This window comes from Myxococcus sp. CA051A, assembly GCF_013336705.1.
Lineage (GTDB): Bacteria > Myxococcota > Myxococcia > Myxococcales > Myxococcaceae > Myxococcus > Myxococcus llanfairpwllgwyngyllgogerychwyrndrobwllllantysiliogogogochensis.
Map to the genome: position 1 here is coordinate 1,275,771 of NZ_JABUMS010000001.1, position 18,089 is coordinate 1,293,859.

The following is an 18,089-nucleotide window of genomic DNA, read 5'->3' on the forward strand; positions in this document are numbered from 1 at the left end:
CTCCCTCAAGGCTGATACGTGACGAGCGCGCCCAGCTCCCAGAAGCCCAGCGAGCGTTGCTCATCCACGGTGTAGAGGAGGTAGTGGAGCCGCGCGCGTCCCGTCACGTGCAGGCGCCGCAGGGGTTGCCACCGCAGGCCCGCCACCAGGCCCGGGGAGAACATCGCGTACTTCTGGTCCGGGTACGTCGCTTCCTCGAAGTCGCGGCGCATCACCAGATACGCCATGCGCGCGCCCACGAAGGGCGCCACGGTGCCTCGCGGCCACTCGGACGTGAGGGTCGTGCCCAGGCTCGTCACCGAATACTTGTAGGGCGGTCCACTCAGGGTCGGCAACGCCAGCAGCGCCTGTTTCCCGCCCACCGCCACGTCCACGCCCCACACCCAGTCGCGGCGGAAGTAGTCGTGAAGCTGCGCCTCCGCGCCCAGCATGCCCACCGACAGGAACAGCGACTGGCGCGTGGGCGCATCGAAGAAGGACTGCACGCCACCGGACACGCCCACCGTCCACCACGCTCCGCCCTCCGGCGCCGCGCCCTTCACCGGGTCGTCCGAGAACGGCGCGTCTCGCAGCCGCGCCTCTTCCAGCACCACCTGCCGTCCCCGGGACACTTCCACTTCGCCGATGCGCAGCCGGTCCGACAGCCTTCGCTTCACGCGGTACGTGCCGGGCGCGAGCGCCACGCGGCGCTCCACGTCGGGCGTCTTGTCCAGCTCCGCCACCACCATGCCGCCCGGGTCCACGAAGTAATACATGCCCGCGGGCGCGAGCCCTGGCACCACCAGCCCGTCGCCGCCCGCGCGCAGGTCCGTCAGCACCAGGTCCCCGTTGCCGGCGAGGTCGTAGCTGAACGTCGGATGCTGAGCGCCCCCGCTGCTGGCCGCCGTGTCCGCCACCGTGCGGGCGTAGGCATGCGAGTACGCCTCGAACAGCGTCACGCGTCCGTCACCGCTGCGATCCGCGTCACCCAGCAGGCCACTGGCCAGGTGGTGCGAGAAGTAGCTGCCGCGCAGCGCGTCCGACTCCTGCGAGTCCTCGTCCGCCGAACTGGAGGTGAGGATGACCAGGCCCCGCGCATCGCGCGCCGCGCCGGACTCGATTTCGAAGGCCGGTGCCCGTCGCGCGCCCTTGGTGCGCGTCAGCGCGCCAGAGCGGCACGAGTCGAGAATCGCGATGCGGATATCCGCGGGCGCGTTCGACAGCCGCTGCTTGAGGTCCTCGAAGCCCAGCCGCGTGTTGCCCAGGCGCAGCGTGCCGTCCTTCGCGTGGCCGGAGTAGTAGACGAGCAGCGCCGTGCGCTCACCTCGCGCCCGAGCCTCCTTCGCCCGGGCCTCCAACTGCGTCAGCGCCGCGAGGAAGTCCTTCGAGGACTCGTTGAGCAGCAGCATCGCGTCGCCGGGCGCGACACCGCCCAGGCGCGCCAGCAGGCCGTGCATCTTCCGCGCGTCGTCCTGTGCGAAGCGCAGGGGCCGCGTCTCGTCGCCGCCCTCGTCGTTGCCCGCCACCAGCGCGAAGCGGCGCAAGCTGTCCGCATGCGCGGCCGAGGCACCGAGCACGAGGAGGGCGGCCAGCGCGCGCCAGGAAGGAAGCAGGGGAGGGCTCATGGCTTGAACAGCACCCAGTGCGTCTGCGCACCCGGCACGTCGAGCTGGGACATCCGCTCCACCTCGCCGTTCGCCGCCGTGAACGCACGACGGGTCGCCTCCACCACCGACTCCACCGTGAACGGTTCATCCCCGAGCACCAGCACCACGCGCTCGGCTCCAGAGCCGGTGAACTCCCAGCTTCCTTGCAGCCAGTGCAGGTCCTCGCCGGACTCCACGGGGGCGCTCGCGCCGGACTCCGGATGCAGCGCCGTCACCTCGCCGATGGCATCCACGGACACGGCGGCCACGTAGCGGTGGGTGCCCGCCTTGTAGCCCAGCATCACCCGCTCACCCGGTTCCAGGGCCTCGGGAGCCTCCGGCTTCACCTCGCGCTGGGGCCCGGGACCTCCGCCGATGCGCAGCTCCGCGATGTCCGCGCCGCCCTTGCTCCGGTCCCAACCCGGACCCTGATTCAGCAGCGGCCGGGCCAGCACCACCATCAGCACCGACGCGGCCAGCGCCACCGTCGGGGCGAGCCAGCGCCGGGGGGAGGGCTTCAGCGCGTCACGCCGCTGCTGTCGCTCCAACGCGCGCTGCACTCCCAGCTCGAAGCGCTCGAAGGGAAGCTCTGCTTCGAAGCGGGCCTGGTTCGACTCGAGGCCGCGCAGCACGGCGCCACACGTGTCGCAGCTCGCCGCGTGGGCGCGCGCGCGGGTGGCCTCGGGCGAGCCCAGCTCACCGGCCCTCAGGCGTCGCAGTGTCCACTCCGACTCGTGCGCGCTCATCGAACCCTCAGCTCCTCTCCACCCAGCGCGGCGAAGTGCTCCAGCCGCTTGCGAATCGTGGGCACCGAGCGCCCCAGCAACGCCGCCACCTCCTCCAACGTCATCCCATCCACGTGGTAGTGCACCACCGCCGCCTGCGTCTCCGCATCCACCCGGGACAGCAGCCGGCGCACCAGGTCCCGCGTCTCCATCTCTCCCGGACCCCCGTGGGCTTCCGGGCGCGCTGCCGCGTCCCGCTCGAACCACTGCCTCCAGCCCGCTCGCTCCGAGCGGAGCTGGTTGAGACAGTGGTGCGTGGCGATCTTCATCAACCACGTCAGCGGCGAGGCATCCGCGCGGAAGTCGTCCGCGTGGACAAGCGCTCGGGCGAACACGTCGTGCATCGCGTCCTCCGCCCTCGCCGCGTCCTTCAACAGGTAGCGGCAGCGTCCCATCACGCTGCCGCCGTACCGCGTGTAAAGGTCGCGCAGGAAGTCCCGCCGGTCCTGCTGGGGACCCCCCTGGATGACCCTGAGGGCCGGCTGGCGCGTTCCTGTCACGCGCCGCAGACTACCGCGAGCCGGCTCACAGCGTGGAGTAGACCGCCGTGCTGAAGCTGCCGCAGGCGCTCACCGTCCCGTAGCCGATGGCCGGGTTGTAGCTGACCGCGTGGTAGGCGCTGCGGAAGTTGCTGTCCCAGCACTCGTTGATGGTGGCCTCGCCGAACAGGTCTCCGCCCGACAGCTTGATGTCCGAGCGACCGAGGCCCGTGCGCTCCCAACGGCTCTTGATGGACAGCTTCTCCAGCTTCGAGCGCGTCGGGTCCACGTCGATGTTCTGCTTCACGACGTAGTCCAGCTCGCCCCCGGTGCCCGGGGCCTGCTTGAAGCGATAGTTCGCGCTCGCCAGGGTGCCTCCGCCGGCATCCACCTGGAAGTCCGCCTCCACGGAGGCCACCGCGTTCGGGGCCGTGCGCGCGTAGCGAATCTCCATCGTCGCCACGCCCGTCTCGCCCTCGTTGCCAGGCAGGGAGTTGTTCTTCTCCCAGTCGATGAGGAACTGTCCGGAGCCATAGCCGGAGCGGCGCTCGCCATCATCATCGACCGCCGCCGTGTGCGAGCCAGCCAGCACCGTCTTGAAGTTCGTGTCGGGCTCGATCTTCGCCTTGGCCGCCAGCACCCACCCGTAGGTGTCGTCATCGGTGCGCGTGACGGTCAGCTTCCAGGTGATGGGGCTCAGGGCCTCCGTGTGCGGACCCCACACCGCGACGTCGCCCTGGATGGAGGACGGCGGGTGCTTGACGATGGCCTCGATGAGGCCGAGCACTCCCAGCGTCCCACCGTTGATGCTCGCGGCGGCGGCCACGGTGAGCACGTAGTACTCCGACGTCTGGTTCTCGGCGGAGGCCGCGGTCAGTCCCTGACCGTCCGGGCCGGGCGAGGCCACTTCCACCATCTGCTTGGAGGGAAGTCCCTCGCGGAACGAATCGGCGTCCTGCTTCGAGTCAGGATCGCAACCGGCGAGCAACAGGGAGGCGCACAGCAGGCTCTTGCGCAGCATGGTCCTTCTACCTTTCGGATGGCCCCCGGCGGGCCGTGCAGCAGCGTGTTCGCCTCAATGGACACAGCCCCGCCGAAAAACAGAAAGCACGCCTGCCTGGTTCTGAAATGCGCTGGGATTCCAGGGGGTTGGAGGTCGCTCGGACGCCCCTCGGGCGACTTCACCCGGCCTTCGGACGGCGGAAATGCACCGTCCCTACCTTTCGCCCATGGAAAAACGACACCCCAACCATCCCGGGGAGATGGGCACGGACGCCTCGCTCGCGGAACGGGAGCGCACGGCGGATGAAATCAACGCCCGCGCACGGGCCGTGGGGCTGTTGCGCGACGCGGGGGTGCCCTTCGTGGTGGGAGGTGCGTACGCATACGCCACCTATACCGGCATCTACCGGGACACGAAGGACCTGGACCTGTTCCCCCGCAAGGCGGACGCGCTCCGGGCGCTCCAGGTGCTGGAGAAGGACGGCTGGCGCACCGAGCGCACCGACGAGGTGTGGCTCTACAAGGCCTTCAAGGGTGACTACTTCGTCGACTTCATCTTCTCGTCCGGCAACGGCGTGGCGGTGGTCGACGACGAGTGGTTCCAATTCGCCAAGACGGCCACCGTCTTCGGGCACGAGTGTCTGGTGGCGCCCGCCGAGGAGATGATCTGGTCCAAGGCCTTCGTCGTCGAGCGCGAGCGCTACGACGGCGCGGACGTCAACCACCTCATCCTCAAGGCGGGCCACGTCATGGACTGGGACCGGCTGATGCGCCGGTTCGACCGGTACTGGGAGGTGCTGCTCAGTCACCTGATGATGTTCCGCTTCGCCTATCCCTCCGAGAGGGACCTGGTGCCGGAGTGGGTGATGGCGGAGTTGATGCGCCGCACGCTGGACAGCATCCGCGAGGGGCGCTGGGAGGAGAAGCTGTGTCGCGGCAACCTCGTCTCCAAGGTGAACTACCACGTGGACATCCACCACTGGGGGTTCAGGGACGGGCGGGCCTGGGACGAAAACGAACGACAGCAGGGGGGCGAGCGTGGCGAGGGATCCGAGCTCGAAAATTCGATTGGCGGCAGTCGGTGACCTGCACTGCCGGGAGGACCAGCACGGACGCTTTCGCCACCTCGTCAAGCAGGTGAACGCCACGGCGGACCTGCTGGTGCTGTGTGGGGACCTCACGGACCGCGGCATGCTCGAGGAGGGCAAGGTGCTCGCCGAGGAGCTGTCCGCGCTGCGGGTGCCGTGCGCGGCGGTGCTCGGCAATCACGACTACGAGCACGGCCAGGTGAAGGACATCTGCGCGGAGCTCGCGAAGGTGGGCATCCACATCCTCGATGGGGACCACTTCATCTTCGAGAAGGTGCTCGGCGTGGCTGGCGTGAAGGGCTTTGGCGGCGGCTATGGCAACGCGACGTTGCAGGCCTTCGGCGAGGCGCAGACCAAGGGCTTCGTGCAGGAGGCGGTGACGGAGTCGCTGAAGCTGGAGGCGGCGCTGAGCCACCTCGACACGCCGAGGAAGATCATCATCATGCATTACTCCCCCATCCCGGAGACGCTGGAGGGGGAGAACATCGAGATCCGCCCCTTCCTCGGGACGAGCCGGCTGGCGATGCCCATTGACCACTACGGCGCGGAGGCGGTGTTCCACGGACACGCGCACCACGGCGCGCTCCAGGGGAAAACGAAGAACGGCATCCCCGTCTTCAACGTGGCCATGCCCTTGCTGGCGCGGCACACGCCCGACCAACGCTACGTGCTGCTCGAAGTGTGAGCCGGACTCAGGCGGTGACGACCATCCCGGCTTCCACCTTCACGGGCCAGGACGTCAGCGACGCGCCGCTGCACGGGCCGCCGACGCACTTCCCGTCGTCGGGTTGGAACAGGGCGCCGTGCCACGCGCAGACGATGAGCTGCTTGTCCGGCGTCAGGTAGCGGTCCAACACGCGCGCCAGCGGGAGCCCGGCGTGGGGGCACCGGTCCACATAGCCGTGGACCTGGGTGCCCTTGCGCACGAGGAAGCCGTGGAAGAACGCCTCGCCAATCTGGAGCACGATGTTGCGCGAGCCCGGGTCCTCCAGCGAGTCCACCGGGCAGAGCTCGACGTCGGAGGGCGTCGTCCAGACGCGCTGCCTTGGAGGCAGGCTCAAGGCAGTCGGGCCTTCTCGAACCCGGCCCAGCAGTCGTCGTAGTCCAACTGCATCGCCGGCGTCTCCACCGCGAAGCGCGTGGGGCGGATGGTCCACCGGGACTCGAACATGAACGCGAGCGTGTCCTGAATCTTGTGCGGCTTCAGGTCCGCGCGGAGGGCCTGCTCGTAGCTCGCCCGGTCCGGACCATGGCCGCTCATGCAGTTGTGCAGCGACGCACCGCCCGGAGCAAAGCCTCCGGCCTTCGCGTCATAGACACCCTGCACCAGCCCCATGAACTCGCTCATCACGTTGCGGTGGAACCACGGCGGCCGGAACGTGTTCTCCGCCACCATCCACCGGGGCGGGAAGATGACGAAGTCGCAGTTGGCCGTGCCCGGTGACTCGCTGGGCGAGGTCAGCACCGTGAAGATGGACGGGTCCGGATGGTCGTAGCTCACCGTGCCGATGGTGTTGAACCGCGACAGGTCATACTTGTACGGCGCCAGATTCCCGTGCCACGCCACCACGTCGAGCGGGGAGTGGTCGAACTGGGACGCCCACAGGCGCCCCTGGAACTTCTGGACGACCAGCGTCGGGCGGTCCACGTCCTCGAAGGCGGCCACGGGCGTCAGGAAGTCGCGCGCGTTCGCCAGCCCGTTGGAGCCGATGGGCCCCAGGTCTGGCAGGCGGAAGAGGGCGCCGTGGTTCTCACAGATGTAGCCCGACACCGGCCCTTCGGGCAGCTCCGCCCGGAAGCGCACGCCCCGGGGCACCACGCCCATCTCGCCGGGCCGCAGGTCCAGCACGCCCAGCTCCGTCACGAGCGTCAGCCGCCCGGCCTGCGGCACGATGAGCAGCTCGCCGTCGGCGTCGTAGAACACCTTGTCCGTCATCGACCGGTTGGCGAGGTACAGGTGGATGGCGATGCCCGCCCCCGTGCCTGGGTCTCCATTGCCCGCGTAGGTGACCAGGCCCTCGACAAAGTCGGTGGGCGCGGTCGGCGCCGGCTGGGGACTCCAGCGCAGGCGGTTGGGCGTGGGCGGGACCTCGTCGAACGGGCCACCGCGCAACAGGCCCTGGGGATGGACCTTGTACGCGGGATGGTTGGCGCTGGGCCGCAGCCGATACAGCCACGAGCGCTTGTTCTCCCGGCGCGCCACCGTGAAGGCCGTGCCGGAGAGCTGCTCCGCGTAGAGCCCGAACGGGGCGCGCTGCGGCGAGTTGCGCCCCACGGGCAGGGCACCCGGGACGGCCTCCGTGGCGAACTCATTGCCAAAGCCGGAGAGATAGTCACCGGGCGCCTGTCGGAGCCCGCTCTTCGGAGGTACCGCGGTTCGATTCTCGAGAGTCACCGTGTCGCTCCTCCGAAGTCGGGCCGGAGACTACTTCCGGGTCTTGTCGACCTTGATGACGCCGCGGCGGATCTGATCCAGCTCGATGGACTCGAACAGCGCCTGGAAGTTGCCGTTGCCGAAGCCCTCGTTGCCCTTGCGCTGGATGATCTCGAAGAAGATGGGCCCGAACAGGTTCTCGGTGAAGATCTGCAGCAGCAGGCCTTCCTGCTGATTGCCGTCGATGAGGATGCGGTTCTTCCGCATGCGCTCCAGGTCCTCGCCGTGGTTGGGGACGCGCGAGTCGACCAGGTCGTAGTAGGTCTCGATGGTGTCCTGGAGGTCCACGCCGCGAGCGCGCAGCTTCTCGACGGTGCTGTAGATGTCCTGCGTGGCCAGGGCCAGGTGCTGGATGCCCTCGCCCTTGTACTCGCGGATGAACTCCTCGATCTGCGACTTCTCGTCCTGGCTCTCGTTGAGCGGAATCCGGATGGCGCGGTCCGGCGCAATCATCGCCTGGCTGAACAGGCCCGTGGCCTGGCCCTTGATGTCGAAGTACTTCTGCTCGGTGAAGCCGAAGATGCGGTTGTAGAAGGACGACCACGTCCGCATCTCACCCCGGCGCACGTTGTGCGTCAGGTGGTCCAGCGACTCCAGGCCCACGCTGTTGCGGGCCTCGGCCTCGACGGCGCCGGGAATCTGGGTCCACGAGTCGTAGATGGTGCCGCTCGGACCGTGGCGGTCGATGAGATACAGCAGGCTGCCACCGATGCCCTGGAGGACATAGAAGCCCTCGCCCAGGGAGCTGGCGGCGGGGTCGGCCGGGATGGCGCCGCGCTCCAGCGCCATCTCGTAAGCGGTGCGGGCATTGGCCACGCGGAAGGCCATCGCGTTGGCGGACGGGCCGTGGGCGGCGCGGAACTCGGCGGCCTGGCCCGTGGTCTCCCGGCTGATGAGCAGGTTGATATCACCCTGCTTGTAGCGAACCAGGTCCTTGCTCGGGTGCTTGGAGAAGGCGGTGAACCCCAGCATCTCCACCAGCTTCACCATTGCCTCGGGGGCGGGGCTCGTGAACTCCACGAACTCGAAGCCATTCAGTCCAAGAGGGTTTTCCGCCGTGCTCATCATGACCCAGCCTCCGCGAAACGTCTGCGAGTGTGCCTTGGAAGGTAGGGAGTGGCGGCCAGGGAGGAAAGCACAAAGCACTGCCAGAGAATGTCAGGCCCTTTCACAATCTTCAGAGGGAGGGCCCACGCGAATGCGCACGGGTGGCGCGTCAAACGCGGCACCGCGTCGCGTCACCTACGGAGGGTCGTGAATTGTCACAGCAGGCGCGGGCTCATCCTCACGGACCGCGTGCTTCCGTGGGCTCCGGTGCGGGGGCGCCTTCCATCAGGTCTTCAGCCCGCACCGGCAGCACGAGTCCTTCGATGGAGACCTCCATCACCTCGGGCCCCGAACCCCGCACATAGCTCAAGCCCGACGAGTCGGGCACGTCGCCGCCCAGCCACAGTCGCGCCAGCTCGCGTCCATCCGCGCCCAGCAGCACCGCGCCGCGTGAGGCCTCGTCGATGCCGTACTTCGCCCAGCTTCGAGGCTTTGCGTCTCCGAAGCTCGTGGCCTTCAGTGCGCCCATCGCGCGCAGCAGGGAGACGACGCGGAAGTGCTGGGCCTTGCCTTGCTTCGGTGACTCCACCCGCCACGACTCCGTGCCGCCATCCGTCTCCGAGGCGTTGACCAGGATGATGGGGGCCGCGCCTCCGCCAGGGTGGAACACCACGCGTCGCACGTCCTCGCGCCGGAAGCTCAGCACGTGCTTGTCCTTCAGTTCGTGGACGTCCACGTCGAGCACCGTGAGCGCGCCGTCCGACACCTCGGCCAGCACCGCGTCTGGGCCCTGCTCCCGCAGCGCGTGGATGCGCGGAGTGCCGTCCTCCATCACCTGGGCGAGTCGGATGCGCACGGGCTCGCCCGAGAGCGGAGTGAAGCGCGCATCGACGAGCGGCGACTCCAGTCCCAGCTTCTTCCGCGTCTGCGCGGAGTCCGGGGGGAAGGCGAGCGCCCGGTGCTCCTTCAAGTTTTTCAACAATGTCGCCACCCGAGCCTCGTCCGCGCGCTCGGCCACGGGTTTCGTCAGGCGCCACTTCGTCGTGCCCGTCTCGTGCTGCAGCACGTAGCTTCGCTCCTGGGCCCGCACCTCGATGCTCGCGAGCGCAGTCGCTTCCAGTCCGCCGAGCAGCTCCTTCGAGCGCAGCGCGAAGGTGTCCTTGTCCAGGCTCCACCGCACCGAACCCTGGGCCGCGTAGACCTTCGAGTCCCCGTCACGACGCACGTACACGGACCCGTCGAAGGTGTTCTCGACGCCCCCGTGCAGCGTCACCGTGTGCTGGCGGCTCGGGACGTCTTCACCTCCGCCGCTCGCGTCTGGCAGGAAGGCATGCGCTGTCACGCTGAAGACGGGCGACTTGAGGCCGTACTTCTCCAGGTCGGCGTCGGTGGGCGCGTCGTTCACCAGGGGGCTCGACGCGGTGCTCCCCAGCGTCTCCAGCAGGGCCTCCACCGCGGCGGCCTCCGCGCGTGCCTTCACGGGAGCGACGAGTTGCCACGCGCCATCCGGCTCGCGCGCCAGCTCCGTGGTGTCGCCCTGGGCCCGCACGGTGATGCGAGTGAACACGGGCGCGGCGGCCTTCGCCCCCTGTGTCGCGCCGGACGGCGGGGCGAACAGTTTCTCTGACACCGCCGGGGTCTCGGAGCCTCGCCGCGAGGTGCCGTCGGAGCACGCGGACAAGGTCAGTCCTCCCGCGCCCAGCGCGAGGACCGCCACCGTCACGAGTCCCTTGCCCGTGGCGCTCACTTGTTCCGCCGGGTCAGCCAGATGGCCAGTCCCAGACCCATCATGGTGAGGGGGAGCAGGTCGGTGGAGATGAAGCGGATGTGGTCCATGTCGTCCGCGTCCAGCTCCAGCGTCGACACCTCGCGGTCCGGGGGGCGCAGGGTGACCTTGGTCACCTGATTGGAGGCCCAGCCCAGCGCGTTCATCACGAGGTTGCGGTTGGGCTCATGGCCCCAGTTCGGATCCAACAGCAGCTCCGCGTCACCCATCACCACGAGCCGCGCCTCGTCGAAGCGCTTGTTGGTGGCGTTCTTCGTGTCGCGGACGATGGCGGCCACGAGCGTGAGCTGGCCCGTCTTCTCGCCATCGGAGGGGACCGCGTTCTCCTCCGGCTTCGTCTCCACCCAGCCGTACTGCGAGGTGTGCACCACGGGCTCCACGCGCACGCCTTCCGCGAGGCCCTCGCGCAGCAGCGTGAGGCTGCGCGGCGTGGGCAGCTCCACGTTCAGCCCGCGCTGCCGCAGCGGGAGCACCATCGCGTGGTTGCTGTAGAACCGCGAGAGCACCACGTAGGGATTGCCGCTGTTGAACTGCGCGTCGGCGGCGATGCCCTCGTCGAGCTGGATGCCGTACTCGGCCAGCAGCCCGCCCAGGCCGTCCTCCAACCCCGCGTCCGTGAAGTAGAGCAGCCTGCCGCCGCCCGCGAGGTACTTGCGCAGCACCTCCACCTCCGGCGTCGTGAAGCGCGCGCGAGCACCCGCGATGATGACCAGCGAGGCATCCCGGGGCACGTCCGTCGCGCCCGCCAGGTACATTGCCTCCGCGCCATATCCCTCCTGAAGTAGCTGCCTGCGCAGCTCGGACATGGTGGCGCCCGGGTCATTCGGGGCCGCTTCGTCCTTGGCCAGCGGCCACTCACCGTGGCCGGTGACGAAGTACACCCGCTGCGTGCCCACCGCGTTCAGCTTGATGAGCGCGTTGGTCAGGTCCTGCTCGGAGACGGCCTGCAGCGTCGTGTGCGCCTCGCCACGCACCAGCACCACGCTCGCCTGACCCTCCTTGAGCTGGTACTTCGCGGCCAGGTCCGGGCTGCGGCGCGCGTCCTTGAACGTGTACTCGAAGTGCTCCGGCGCCTGCGCACGGTAGCGCTGGAACAGCGTGTCCAACAGGCCGTAGGACTCGTGCGTCGGAGGCACGAAGCCAATGGCGAGGACCTTCTCCGGCAGGGCCTCCAGCGTGGCGAGCGTCTGCGGCGCCAGCGTGTGGATGCGTCCCTTCGTCAAATCCCAGCGAGGACTCTTCTGGAAGGCGACGTAGTTGAGCGCCACCAGCGCGAGCAGGGCGGCGACCACGGTGAGTCCCGAGCGCAGGAAGAAGAGGCTGGAGCGGTGCGAGGCGAGCTTGCCGAAGTGCTTCAGGTTCGTCGCCAGGTACACGCCGAGCAGCGCGAGGCCCACCGCCGCCTTCACGCCCGCGGCAATGGGGTTGCCGGAGGTGACGAAGAGGGTGAAGGGGCTCGACAGGAGCAGCAGGAGCCCGAAGGCGCCCAGGTATCGACCGAGGAGGGTCGCATTCATGTGCGGGGATTCCCTTTCGCGTGAGCGCGGGCCATGTCAGGCCCAGCGCCGCGCTTCCACGGTGCGGTGGGTGAGCAGCAGCGAGAAGACGATGACGGAGGCGAAGAACACGAGCGTCTGCACGTCGAGGATGCCCTTGAGCATGTTCTGCAACTGCGCGTCGAAGGACAGGTACGTCAGCACCGAGCGCAGCGGCTCCTCCGTGGCCTGCGCCACGCCGGACAGCAGCATCCACGGTAGGAGGACCGCGAAGGTGAGGAAGGCCGCCAGCATCTGGCTCTCCGTGAGCGCGGAGATGAACATGCCCACAGCCATGCACGTGGCGCCCCACAGCAGGATGCCGCCGTAGCCCAGGAGCACGGTGGGCCACTCCAGCGCGGTGCCGGACTCCGCGTGGCCGAACGCGGAGAGCACCAGCGGGAAGATGAGCGTGAGGCCCAGCGTCGCGGAGATGATGCCCAGTCCGCCCAGGTATTTGCCCAGGACGATTTCAATGGGGCGCACTGGCGCGGTCATCAGCAGCTCGAACGTCTTGTTGCGCTTCTCCTCCGCGAACAGTCGCATGGAGAGGAAGGGCGCGATGAAGAGGGTGATGACGATGACCATGCCCCACAGCTGCACCATCACCCCGTCGGTGAGGTTGCGGTAGGCGGTCATGTCCGGAGGCATCATCGCCCACGTGACTTCCCGTGCCTGCTCCTGCACCTGCTGGAACGTCGCGAGCAGGTTCACGAAGAAGAAGGACGAGAGCGCCACCATCGCCGTGAAGACGCCATAGGCCCACGGGGTGGTGAAGAAGAGGGACAGCTCCTTGCGAGCGATGGCCAGGGCGATGCGCATGGACCGGGGGGTTCCTTGAAGGAGGGGACGGGCGTCGCGCTCAGGCGGCGGTCAGCTTGATGAAGACCTCTTCCAGCGACGCGCTCTCCGAGGTGCCCTGGGAGCCGGCCAGCTTGCGGAGGTCGTCGTAGGCGACGATGCGCCCTTGGTTGAGGATGAGGACCTTCTCGCACGTCATCGTCACTTCCGGGAGGATGTGCGTGGAGAGGATGACGGTGTGCTTGCCCGCGAGGCTCTTGATGAGCGCGCGCACCTCCGCGCGCTGCGCGGGATCCAGCCCTTCCGTCGGCTCGTCGAGGATGAGGACCTGGGGCGAGCCGAGCAGCGCCTGCGCGATGCCGACGCGCTGCTTGTAGCCCTTGGACAGGTTCTGGATGAGGCGGCCGAGCACGTGCGTGACGCCGGTGAGGCCGGCCACCCGCTCGACTTCGCCCTTGAGTTCCCGGGCGGGCAGGCGCTTGAGCGCCGCGACGAACTTCAGGTACCCGTGCACCGTCATGTCCGGGTAGAGGGGTGGCGCCTCCGGCAGGTAGCCGATGCGGCGCTTCACCTCCAGCGGGTGCGTGAAGACGTCGAAGCCTCCCACGCGGGCGACTCCCTCCGAGGGCGGGAGGAAGCCGGTGAGAATCTTCATCGTGGTGGACTTGCCCGCGCCGTTGGGCCCGAGGAAGCCGAGGATTTCGCCCTCTTCGACGCTGAAGGTGAGGTCGTCGATGGCCACGCGGTCGCGATACCGCTTGGTGAGGTGCTGTACCTCGATCATCGCCATGGGCAGGCTCCAGGAGAGACGCGCTCGACCCTGGGCCGCCGGCCGTGGAGGTGTTTCTCGGACGGCCCGGGCAGACCGTCGCCGACTATAGGGGCCGACCTTGGGGTGTCAAGGCGACGCCCGGCTCCCGGCTCGGGTGCTTCACCGCGCTGGCCGGGCTCCTGCAAGACTGCGCTTCGGTGTGGTTCCCCGGACACGCCCAACAGGGGTAGTGAGACGCTCATGCCTATCGTGGTCCAGAAGTACGGCGGCTCGTCGGTGGCCGACGTGGAGAAGATTCGCAAGGTGGCGCGCAGGGTGAAGGACAAGCGCGACGCCGGGTACCAGGTGGTGGTGGTGGTGAGTGCCATGGGCGACACCACGGACGAGCTGCTCGCCCTGGCCAAGCAGGTGTCCCCGGACCCCGCGCGGCGCGAGCTGGACATGTTGTTGACGTGCGGCGAGCGCATCTCCATGGCGCTGCTCTCCATGGCGCTCCAGGAGATGGAGGTGCCGGCCATCAGCTTCACGGGCAGCCAGAGCGGCATCATCACCAACGACGCGCACGCACAGGCGCGCATCGTCGAGGTGCGGCCCTATCGCATCCACGACGAGCTGGCGCGCGGCAAGGTCGTCATCGTCGCCGGCTACCAGGGCGTCTCCTACAAGAAGGAAGTGACGACGCTGGGGCGCGGAGGCTCGGACACGACGGCTGTGGCGCTGGCGGCGGCGCTGGAGGCGGAGGCGTGTGAAATCTACTCCGACGTGGATGGCATCTTCAGCGCGGACCCGCGCGTGGTGCCGGATGCGCGCAAGCTGGAGTCGCTCAGCTACGACGAGATGCAGGAGCTGGCGAGCGCGGGCGCCAAGGTGCTCAACGCGCAGGCGGTGGAGTGGGCGAAGTCGCGCGGCATCGCCATCCTCGCGCGGACGGCGCATGCCCCGGGCAACGGCACGGTGGTGCGCGAGCTGACGGCGCCCTCGGACAGTCGGGTGAAGGGCGTGACGGCGGACTCGGAGCTGGCGGTGCTGGCGGTGGGCGGGCAGGTGCCGCTGCCGGAGCTGTTGGAGTTCCTCGACGCCCGAGGCGTGCGAGGCCGCTCCCTGGGCTTCGACGGGCTGCCGGGGGGCACGGCCCACGCGTACCTCCTGGTTCCGCTGGCGGACATCCACGGGCCGGAGGCGCTGCGCAAGGAGCTGGCCACGCGCTTCGACGGAGCGGTGTCATGGCGCGAGGAGCTGGGCACCGTCACCTGCGTGGGCGTGGGGCTCAACGCGGACTGGGCGCCGCTGAGGCAGTCCCTGGCGGCGGCGGAGGAACTCGGCGCGAAGGTGCATGCGGCCCACACGTCACCGCTCCAGCTCACGCTGCTCGTGGACAAGCCCCACCTCAAGCCGCTGACGGCGAGGCTGCACCGGGAGTTGCTCGGCGCGTGACGTCCAATGAGTCGCGTTCCATCGACAGCAAGCTGTCGCCGCGCGTGGACCGAGGGGCGCACGGGAGAGGACCTCCTCGTATCCAGCCGGGAGGTCCTCTCTCGACGACGCTATTCGGTGAGCGCCGCGGTGGCGGCCTGGGCATCCGAGGGGCAGTCGGACTCCACCGCGCCGACGTCGGGCGCCGAGCCGCAGAAGGGCAGGCCCAGGTCCATGCCCCGGTCGACCGCACCCGTGCCGGGCATGAAGGTGTTCGTGTCCACCAGCGCGTTGGCGGACTCGGCGGAGCTCACGTCCTGGCCTTGCTGCTTCCACGCGGCCAGCAGCTCACCCACCCAGGAGTCCTCGGGGATGAAGAAGTTGCCCTTCGTGAAGTTCGCGCCCTGCAGGTACACGTTGGCGGCCAGGTCCAGCCCGGAGGTGTAGGGCCCCAGGTTGACGGCGTTGCGCGTGGCGAAGAGGTTGTTTCGCACCGCCACGTTGGTGGAGTCGCCACCGGTGCCATGTCCGAGCACCAGCGCGAAGCCCTTCGTCCCGGTGACGGTGTTGTGCAGCACGCGCACGTCGACGCCGTTCTCGATGCGGATGGCGGAGCCCTCGGGCATCTTCAGCGAGTGGACGCGGTTGCGTCGCACGGAGATGTTGGTCGGAGGGGCGCCCACCCGGTTGCCGCCCACGGCGATGCCCAGCGCGGCGTCCGAGATGTCGTTGTCCTCCAGGACGACGTTCTTCGCGGAGTAGTGCACCACCACCGCCTCACCTCGTGACGTCGAGGACTTGGTGAAGCCGTGCATGCGGTTGCCGCGCACGGTGACGTCGTGGCACGTCTTGATGTCCACGGCGTTCTCACGGTTGTCGTACATGTGATTGGCTTCGATGAGGACGCCGCTGGCGGGCGCGTCGTTGCTGAAGCCCTCGGGCCCGAGGCACTGCACGGAGTCGCCCGAGTTGTCGTGGATGTCGTTGCCGCGCACGGTGATGTCCTTCGACGTGGGGGCGATGACGACGCCGTGCGAGTCGTCGGACCCTCGAGCGAAGTGATGGATGTGGTTGTTCTCGATGGTGACGCCGCGCGCGCTGGCGTCCGTGCTGATGCCGCTGCCGAAGGCGCCGTGGTGCAGGTCGTTGTTGGCGAGCACCGTGCCCTGGGTGTCTCCGGCGAAGGTGACGGCGATCTGCCGCTGGCTCTTCACGTCGAACTCGAAGCCCTCGATGCGCCAGTTCGGGCGCTGCACCAGGACCATGTACCAGCCACTGGAGGTGGGAACGAGCTTGGGCTTGCCCTCGCCGAGCAGGGTGATGGGCGCGCTGGTGGTGCCGGCGCGGACATTGGAGTCGAGCACCAGCTTCTCCGCATAGGTGCCCTGCTGGACGCGGATGATTTCACCGGGGCCCACCAGGGTGAGCGCCTTGGCGATGGTGCGCAGCGGACTGGCTTGTGAGCCGGCGGCGGTGTCGTTGCCGGACGGGCTGACGTACCACTCGCGCGAGTACCGAGGTGGGGCTGGCTCCTCGGGCGTGGGAACGGGCGAAGGTGTGGTGGGCTCCGGGGACGGCGTGGGCACCTGCGTCACGGGAGGCGTCGTCGGCTCGGGAGAGGGCTGGGTCGGGGGAGGCGTGGGACGGGTGGGGAGGGAAATGGTGCCCGAGGGGGAGGGGGGCTCCTTGTTTCCGTTACAGGCGAGGGCTCCCACGGAGAAAGCTCCGATGAGGCACAGGCTGCGCAGCGTGGACATGGGGGTCGACTCCTCTGGGGGTTGAGCGAGCCAAGGAACGTTCGGGAGGGCGAGCGGTATTCTGCTGGCCTGTGCCGTACGGCCCCTCGTGAAGCAGGCGGCCTGTCATCCTTCCCGCGCGTGATGCACTGGTGAAGGAGCGCCGTGGCTCGGTGCTCATTCGCTACCACGAACCCGATGCGAAATGGAAAGGGACCGCCGGCTGCTCTCCTGCCGAAGCGCGGGTGCTCGTGGGGACTGTCGTGGAGCGACGGAGCCGGCGTCCTCGCGAGAGTGTCAGCTGCCACGCAGTGGTGAGGGCCTGGAGGGCAAGACGGGAGCCGAGGCCCGCGTGCCTACAGTGCGCTCCCTCGCACGGCGGCAGTCACGTGGACATCGTGCGACCTGACCCGACGACTGGAGGAACGCCCATGGCCCTGCAAAACGACTACAAGGACGTGCTCGACGTGGCGAAGACGATTGGCGCGAAGGTCGAGTCCCGCGAGGAGAATGGAAAGCTCATCCTCAAGGGCTCGGTGGACTACGCGTGGGACCGCGACCGCATCTGGGACCAGATCAAGGCGAAGCACACGCAGTGGCAGCAGGAAGTCATGGTGAACCTCACCGTGACGCACGCGGAGCCGTATGGCGTCTACACGGTGAAGTCCGGCGACACGCTGGGCAAGCTGGCCAAGGACATCTACGGCGACGTGAAGCTGTACCCGAAGATTTTCGAGGCCAACAAGGACCAGCTCAAGGACCCGGACCACATCAAGGTGGGCCAGGTGCTCAAGCTGCCGCCCAAGTCCATCGCCCAGGCTTGAGCGCTCCGTCGTGTCGGGGGAGCCTCGGGGCTCCTTCGATGCACGGGGTGCTCAAGCCGAGTGAGCGGTTCGTCGTGTCGAGGCCGACTCATGCCCGCTCCCGCGCGAGCCCGTGGAGAAGGCGCGGGGCTTCGTATGCCTCCGCGCGGGCGACCTCTGGCGCGAGGTGCGCTGGCTCGTGAGTCGCGGCCCGCTGCTCTCCGGTTCTTCGAAGAGGGGCGTGTGAGTCCGGCTCAGGGAAGCAGTCCCGGGATGCTGCCCCCGGGCCTGGGACCGATGTGGAACCGGATGCTGCCCGGCGCCAGTGTGCATGCGGGCGGATGGGGCGCGTGGAAGGCACCGTGCCGGGGCGGTGTGCACAGGCCCAGCAGCTGCATCGTGGAGTACGGCGACGAGGGCTGCTCGAGATAGGTCTCCACCGTGTTTCGTGGCGGTGGTGGTTCCTCGTCGGTCGTCGCTGGCTCGTCGAGCACGGCGAGAGCGTCCTCCGGCAGTGGACTCGTGTCCGGAACGAAGGAGATGCCCTCGGGAATGGGCTCCTCGCGGTCCGGTCGCCCGATGATGTTCTCGATGCGCTCGGTGCCCTCGTCCTTCACGGCGCGAGGCGCGGTTGCACACGCGCCCAGGAGCGACGCCGCCAGGAGCGTGGAGAGCACTCGGCGCGAATGGAACGGAGACGGAAGGGGCATGGGCGTCAGGGGCCTTGGCGACATTCGGCCGGATGCCGGACATGTTCCCTCGGGAAGAGGGGTCCGGGGAAGA

The 18,089-nt window shown here is 68.6% G+C and carries 17 protein-coding genes; 4 read left to right on the plus strand and 13 right to left on the minus strand.

The genetic code is table 11. The annotated features are described in order from the left end of the window. Positions 1-5 precede the first annotated feature (5 nt). From HUA74_RS05200 to HUA74_RS05215, 4 genes are read right to left on the minus strand one after another with little or no spacing between them, the layout of a single operon-like run. Positions 6-1,604 (minus strand): caspase family protein, encoded by a 1,599-nt coding sequence (locus HUA74_RS05200; protein WP_174453600.1) that lies wholly within the window; start codon positions 1,602-1,604, stop codon positions 6-8. Further along, positions 1,601-2,371 carry an ACP synthase gene (locus HUA74_RS05205; RefSeq protein ID WP_174453601.1) on the minus strand — a complete coding sequence of 257 codons (771 nt, stop codon included), beginning with the start codon at positions 2,369-2,371 and terminating at the stop codon, positions 1,601-1,603. The genes HUA74_RS05200 and HUA74_RS05205 overlap by 4 nt, the downstream gene beginning before the upstream one ends. Further along, entirely contained in the window at positions 2,368-2,910 is a 543-nt protein-coding gene (locus HUA74_RS05210; protein WP_174453602.1) for a sigma-70 family RNA polymerase sigma factor, read from the minus strand. The genes HUA74_RS05205 and HUA74_RS05210 overlap by 4 nt, the downstream gene beginning before the upstream one ends. 25 nt (positions 2,911-2,935) lie before the next feature. Then, entirely contained in the window at positions 2,936-3,910 is a 975-nt protein-coding gene (locus HUA74_RS05215; protein WP_141644817.1) for a hypothetical protein, read from the minus strand. A 241-nt stretch (positions 3,911-4,151) separates the two neighbouring features. On the opposite strand from HUA74_RS05215, the gene HUA74_RS05220 reads away from it, so the two are divergent. Both HUA74_RS05220 and HUA74_RS05225 read left to right on the plus strand, forming a co-directional pair. Next, positions 4,152-4,976, plus strand: a complete 825-nt coding sequence (locus tag HUA74_RS05220; RefSeq protein ID WP_174453691.1) for a nucleotidyltransferase — start codon at positions 4,152-4,154, stop codon at positions 4,974-4,976. After that, positions 4,960-5,664 (plus strand): metallophosphoesterase, encoded by a 705-nt coding sequence (locus HUA74_RS05225; RefSeq protein ID WP_141644819.1) that lies wholly within the window; start codon positions 4,960-4,962, stop codon positions 5,662-5,664. Before HUA74_RS05220 ends, HUA74_RS05225 begins: the two co-directional genes overlap by 17 nt. 7 nt (positions 5,665-5,671) lie before the next feature. Here the strand turns inward: HUA74_RS05225 and HUA74_RS05230 are convergent, their stop codons facing one another. From HUA74_RS05230 to HUA74_RS05260, 7 genes are all read right to left on the minus strand, one after another. Then, a complete protein-coding gene (locus HUA74_RS05230; protein ID WP_141644820.1) occupies positions 5,672-6,040 on the minus strand; it encodes a Rieske (2Fe-2S) protein in 369 nt (122 codons plus the stop codon). Then, entirely contained in the window at positions 6,037-7,374 is a 1,338-nt protein-coding gene (hmgA, locus tag HUA74_RS05235; RefSeq protein ID WP_174453603.1) for a homogentisate 1,2-dioxygenase, read from the minus strand. Before hmgA ends, HUA74_RS05230 begins: the two co-directional genes overlap by 4 nt. A gap of 30 nt (positions 7,375-7,404) precedes the next feature. Next, a complete protein-coding gene (hppD, locus tag HUA74_RS05240; RefSeq protein ID WP_174453604.1) occupies positions 7,405-8,481 on the minus strand; it encodes a 4-hydroxyphenylpyruvate dioxygenase in 1,077 nt (358 codons plus the stop codon). A 217-nt stretch (positions 8,482-8,698) separates the two neighbouring features. Further along, on the minus strand, positions 8,699-10,207 hold the full coding sequence (locus HUA74_RS05245) for a DUF4340 domain-containing protein (RefSeq protein ID WP_174453605.1): 1,509 nt from the start codon (positions 10,205-10,207) through the stop codon (positions 8,699-8,701). After that, positions 10,204-11,763, minus strand: a complete 1,560-nt coding sequence (locus tag HUA74_RS05250; protein ID WP_174453606.1) for a Gldg family protein — start codon at positions 11,761-11,763, stop codon at positions 10,204-10,206. Before HUA74_RS05250 ends, HUA74_RS05245 begins: the two co-directional genes overlap by 4 nt. Before the next feature lie 36 nt (positions 11,764-11,799). Beyond that, positions 11,800-12,603 carry an ABC transporter permease gene (locus HUA74_RS05255; RefSeq protein WP_174453607.1) on the minus strand — a complete coding sequence of 268 codons (804 nt, stop codon included), beginning with the start codon at positions 12,601-12,603 and terminating at the stop codon, positions 11,800-11,802. Positions 12,604-12,643: 40 nt separating this feature from the next. After that, a complete protein-coding gene (locus HUA74_RS05260) occupies positions 12,644-13,366 on the minus strand; it encodes an ABC transporter ATP-binding protein (protein WP_141644831.1) in 723 nt (240 codons plus the stop codon). 228 nt (positions 13,367-13,594) lie between these two features. On the opposite strand from HUA74_RS05260, the gene HUA74_RS05265 reads away from it, so the two are divergent. Next, positions 13,595-14,788 (plus strand): aspartate kinase, encoded by a 1,194-nt coding sequence (locus HUA74_RS05265; protein WP_174453608.1) that lies wholly within the window; start codon positions 13,595-13,597, stop codon positions 14,786-14,788. Positions 14,789-14,898: 110 nt separating this feature from the next. Here HUA74_RS05265 and HUA74_RS05270 read toward each other — a convergent pair whose 3' ends face one another. Continuing rightward, a complete protein-coding gene (locus HUA74_RS05270; protein WP_174453609.1) occupies positions 14,899-16,524 on the minus strand; it encodes a nitrous oxide reductase family maturation protein NosD in 1,626 nt (541 codons plus the stop codon). A 410-nt stretch (positions 16,525-16,934) separates the two neighbouring features. Between HUA74_RS05270 and HUA74_RS05275 the strand changes: the two genes are divergently transcribed. Beyond that, on the plus strand, positions 16,935-17,327 hold the full coding sequence (locus HUA74_RS05275) for a LysM peptidoglycan-binding domain-containing protein (protein WP_141647503.1): 393 nt from the start codon (positions 16,935-16,937) through the stop codon (positions 17,325-17,327). A 233-nt stretch (positions 17,328-17,560) separates the two neighbouring features. Here HUA74_RS05275 and HUA74_RS05280 read toward each other — a convergent pair whose 3' ends face one another. After that, positions 17,561-18,016, minus strand: coding sequence for a hypothetical protein (locus HUA74_RS05280; protein WP_174453610.1), 456 nt, complete (start codon positions 18,014-18,016; stop codon positions 17,561-17,563). Positions 18,017-18,089 lie beyond the last annotated feature (73 nt).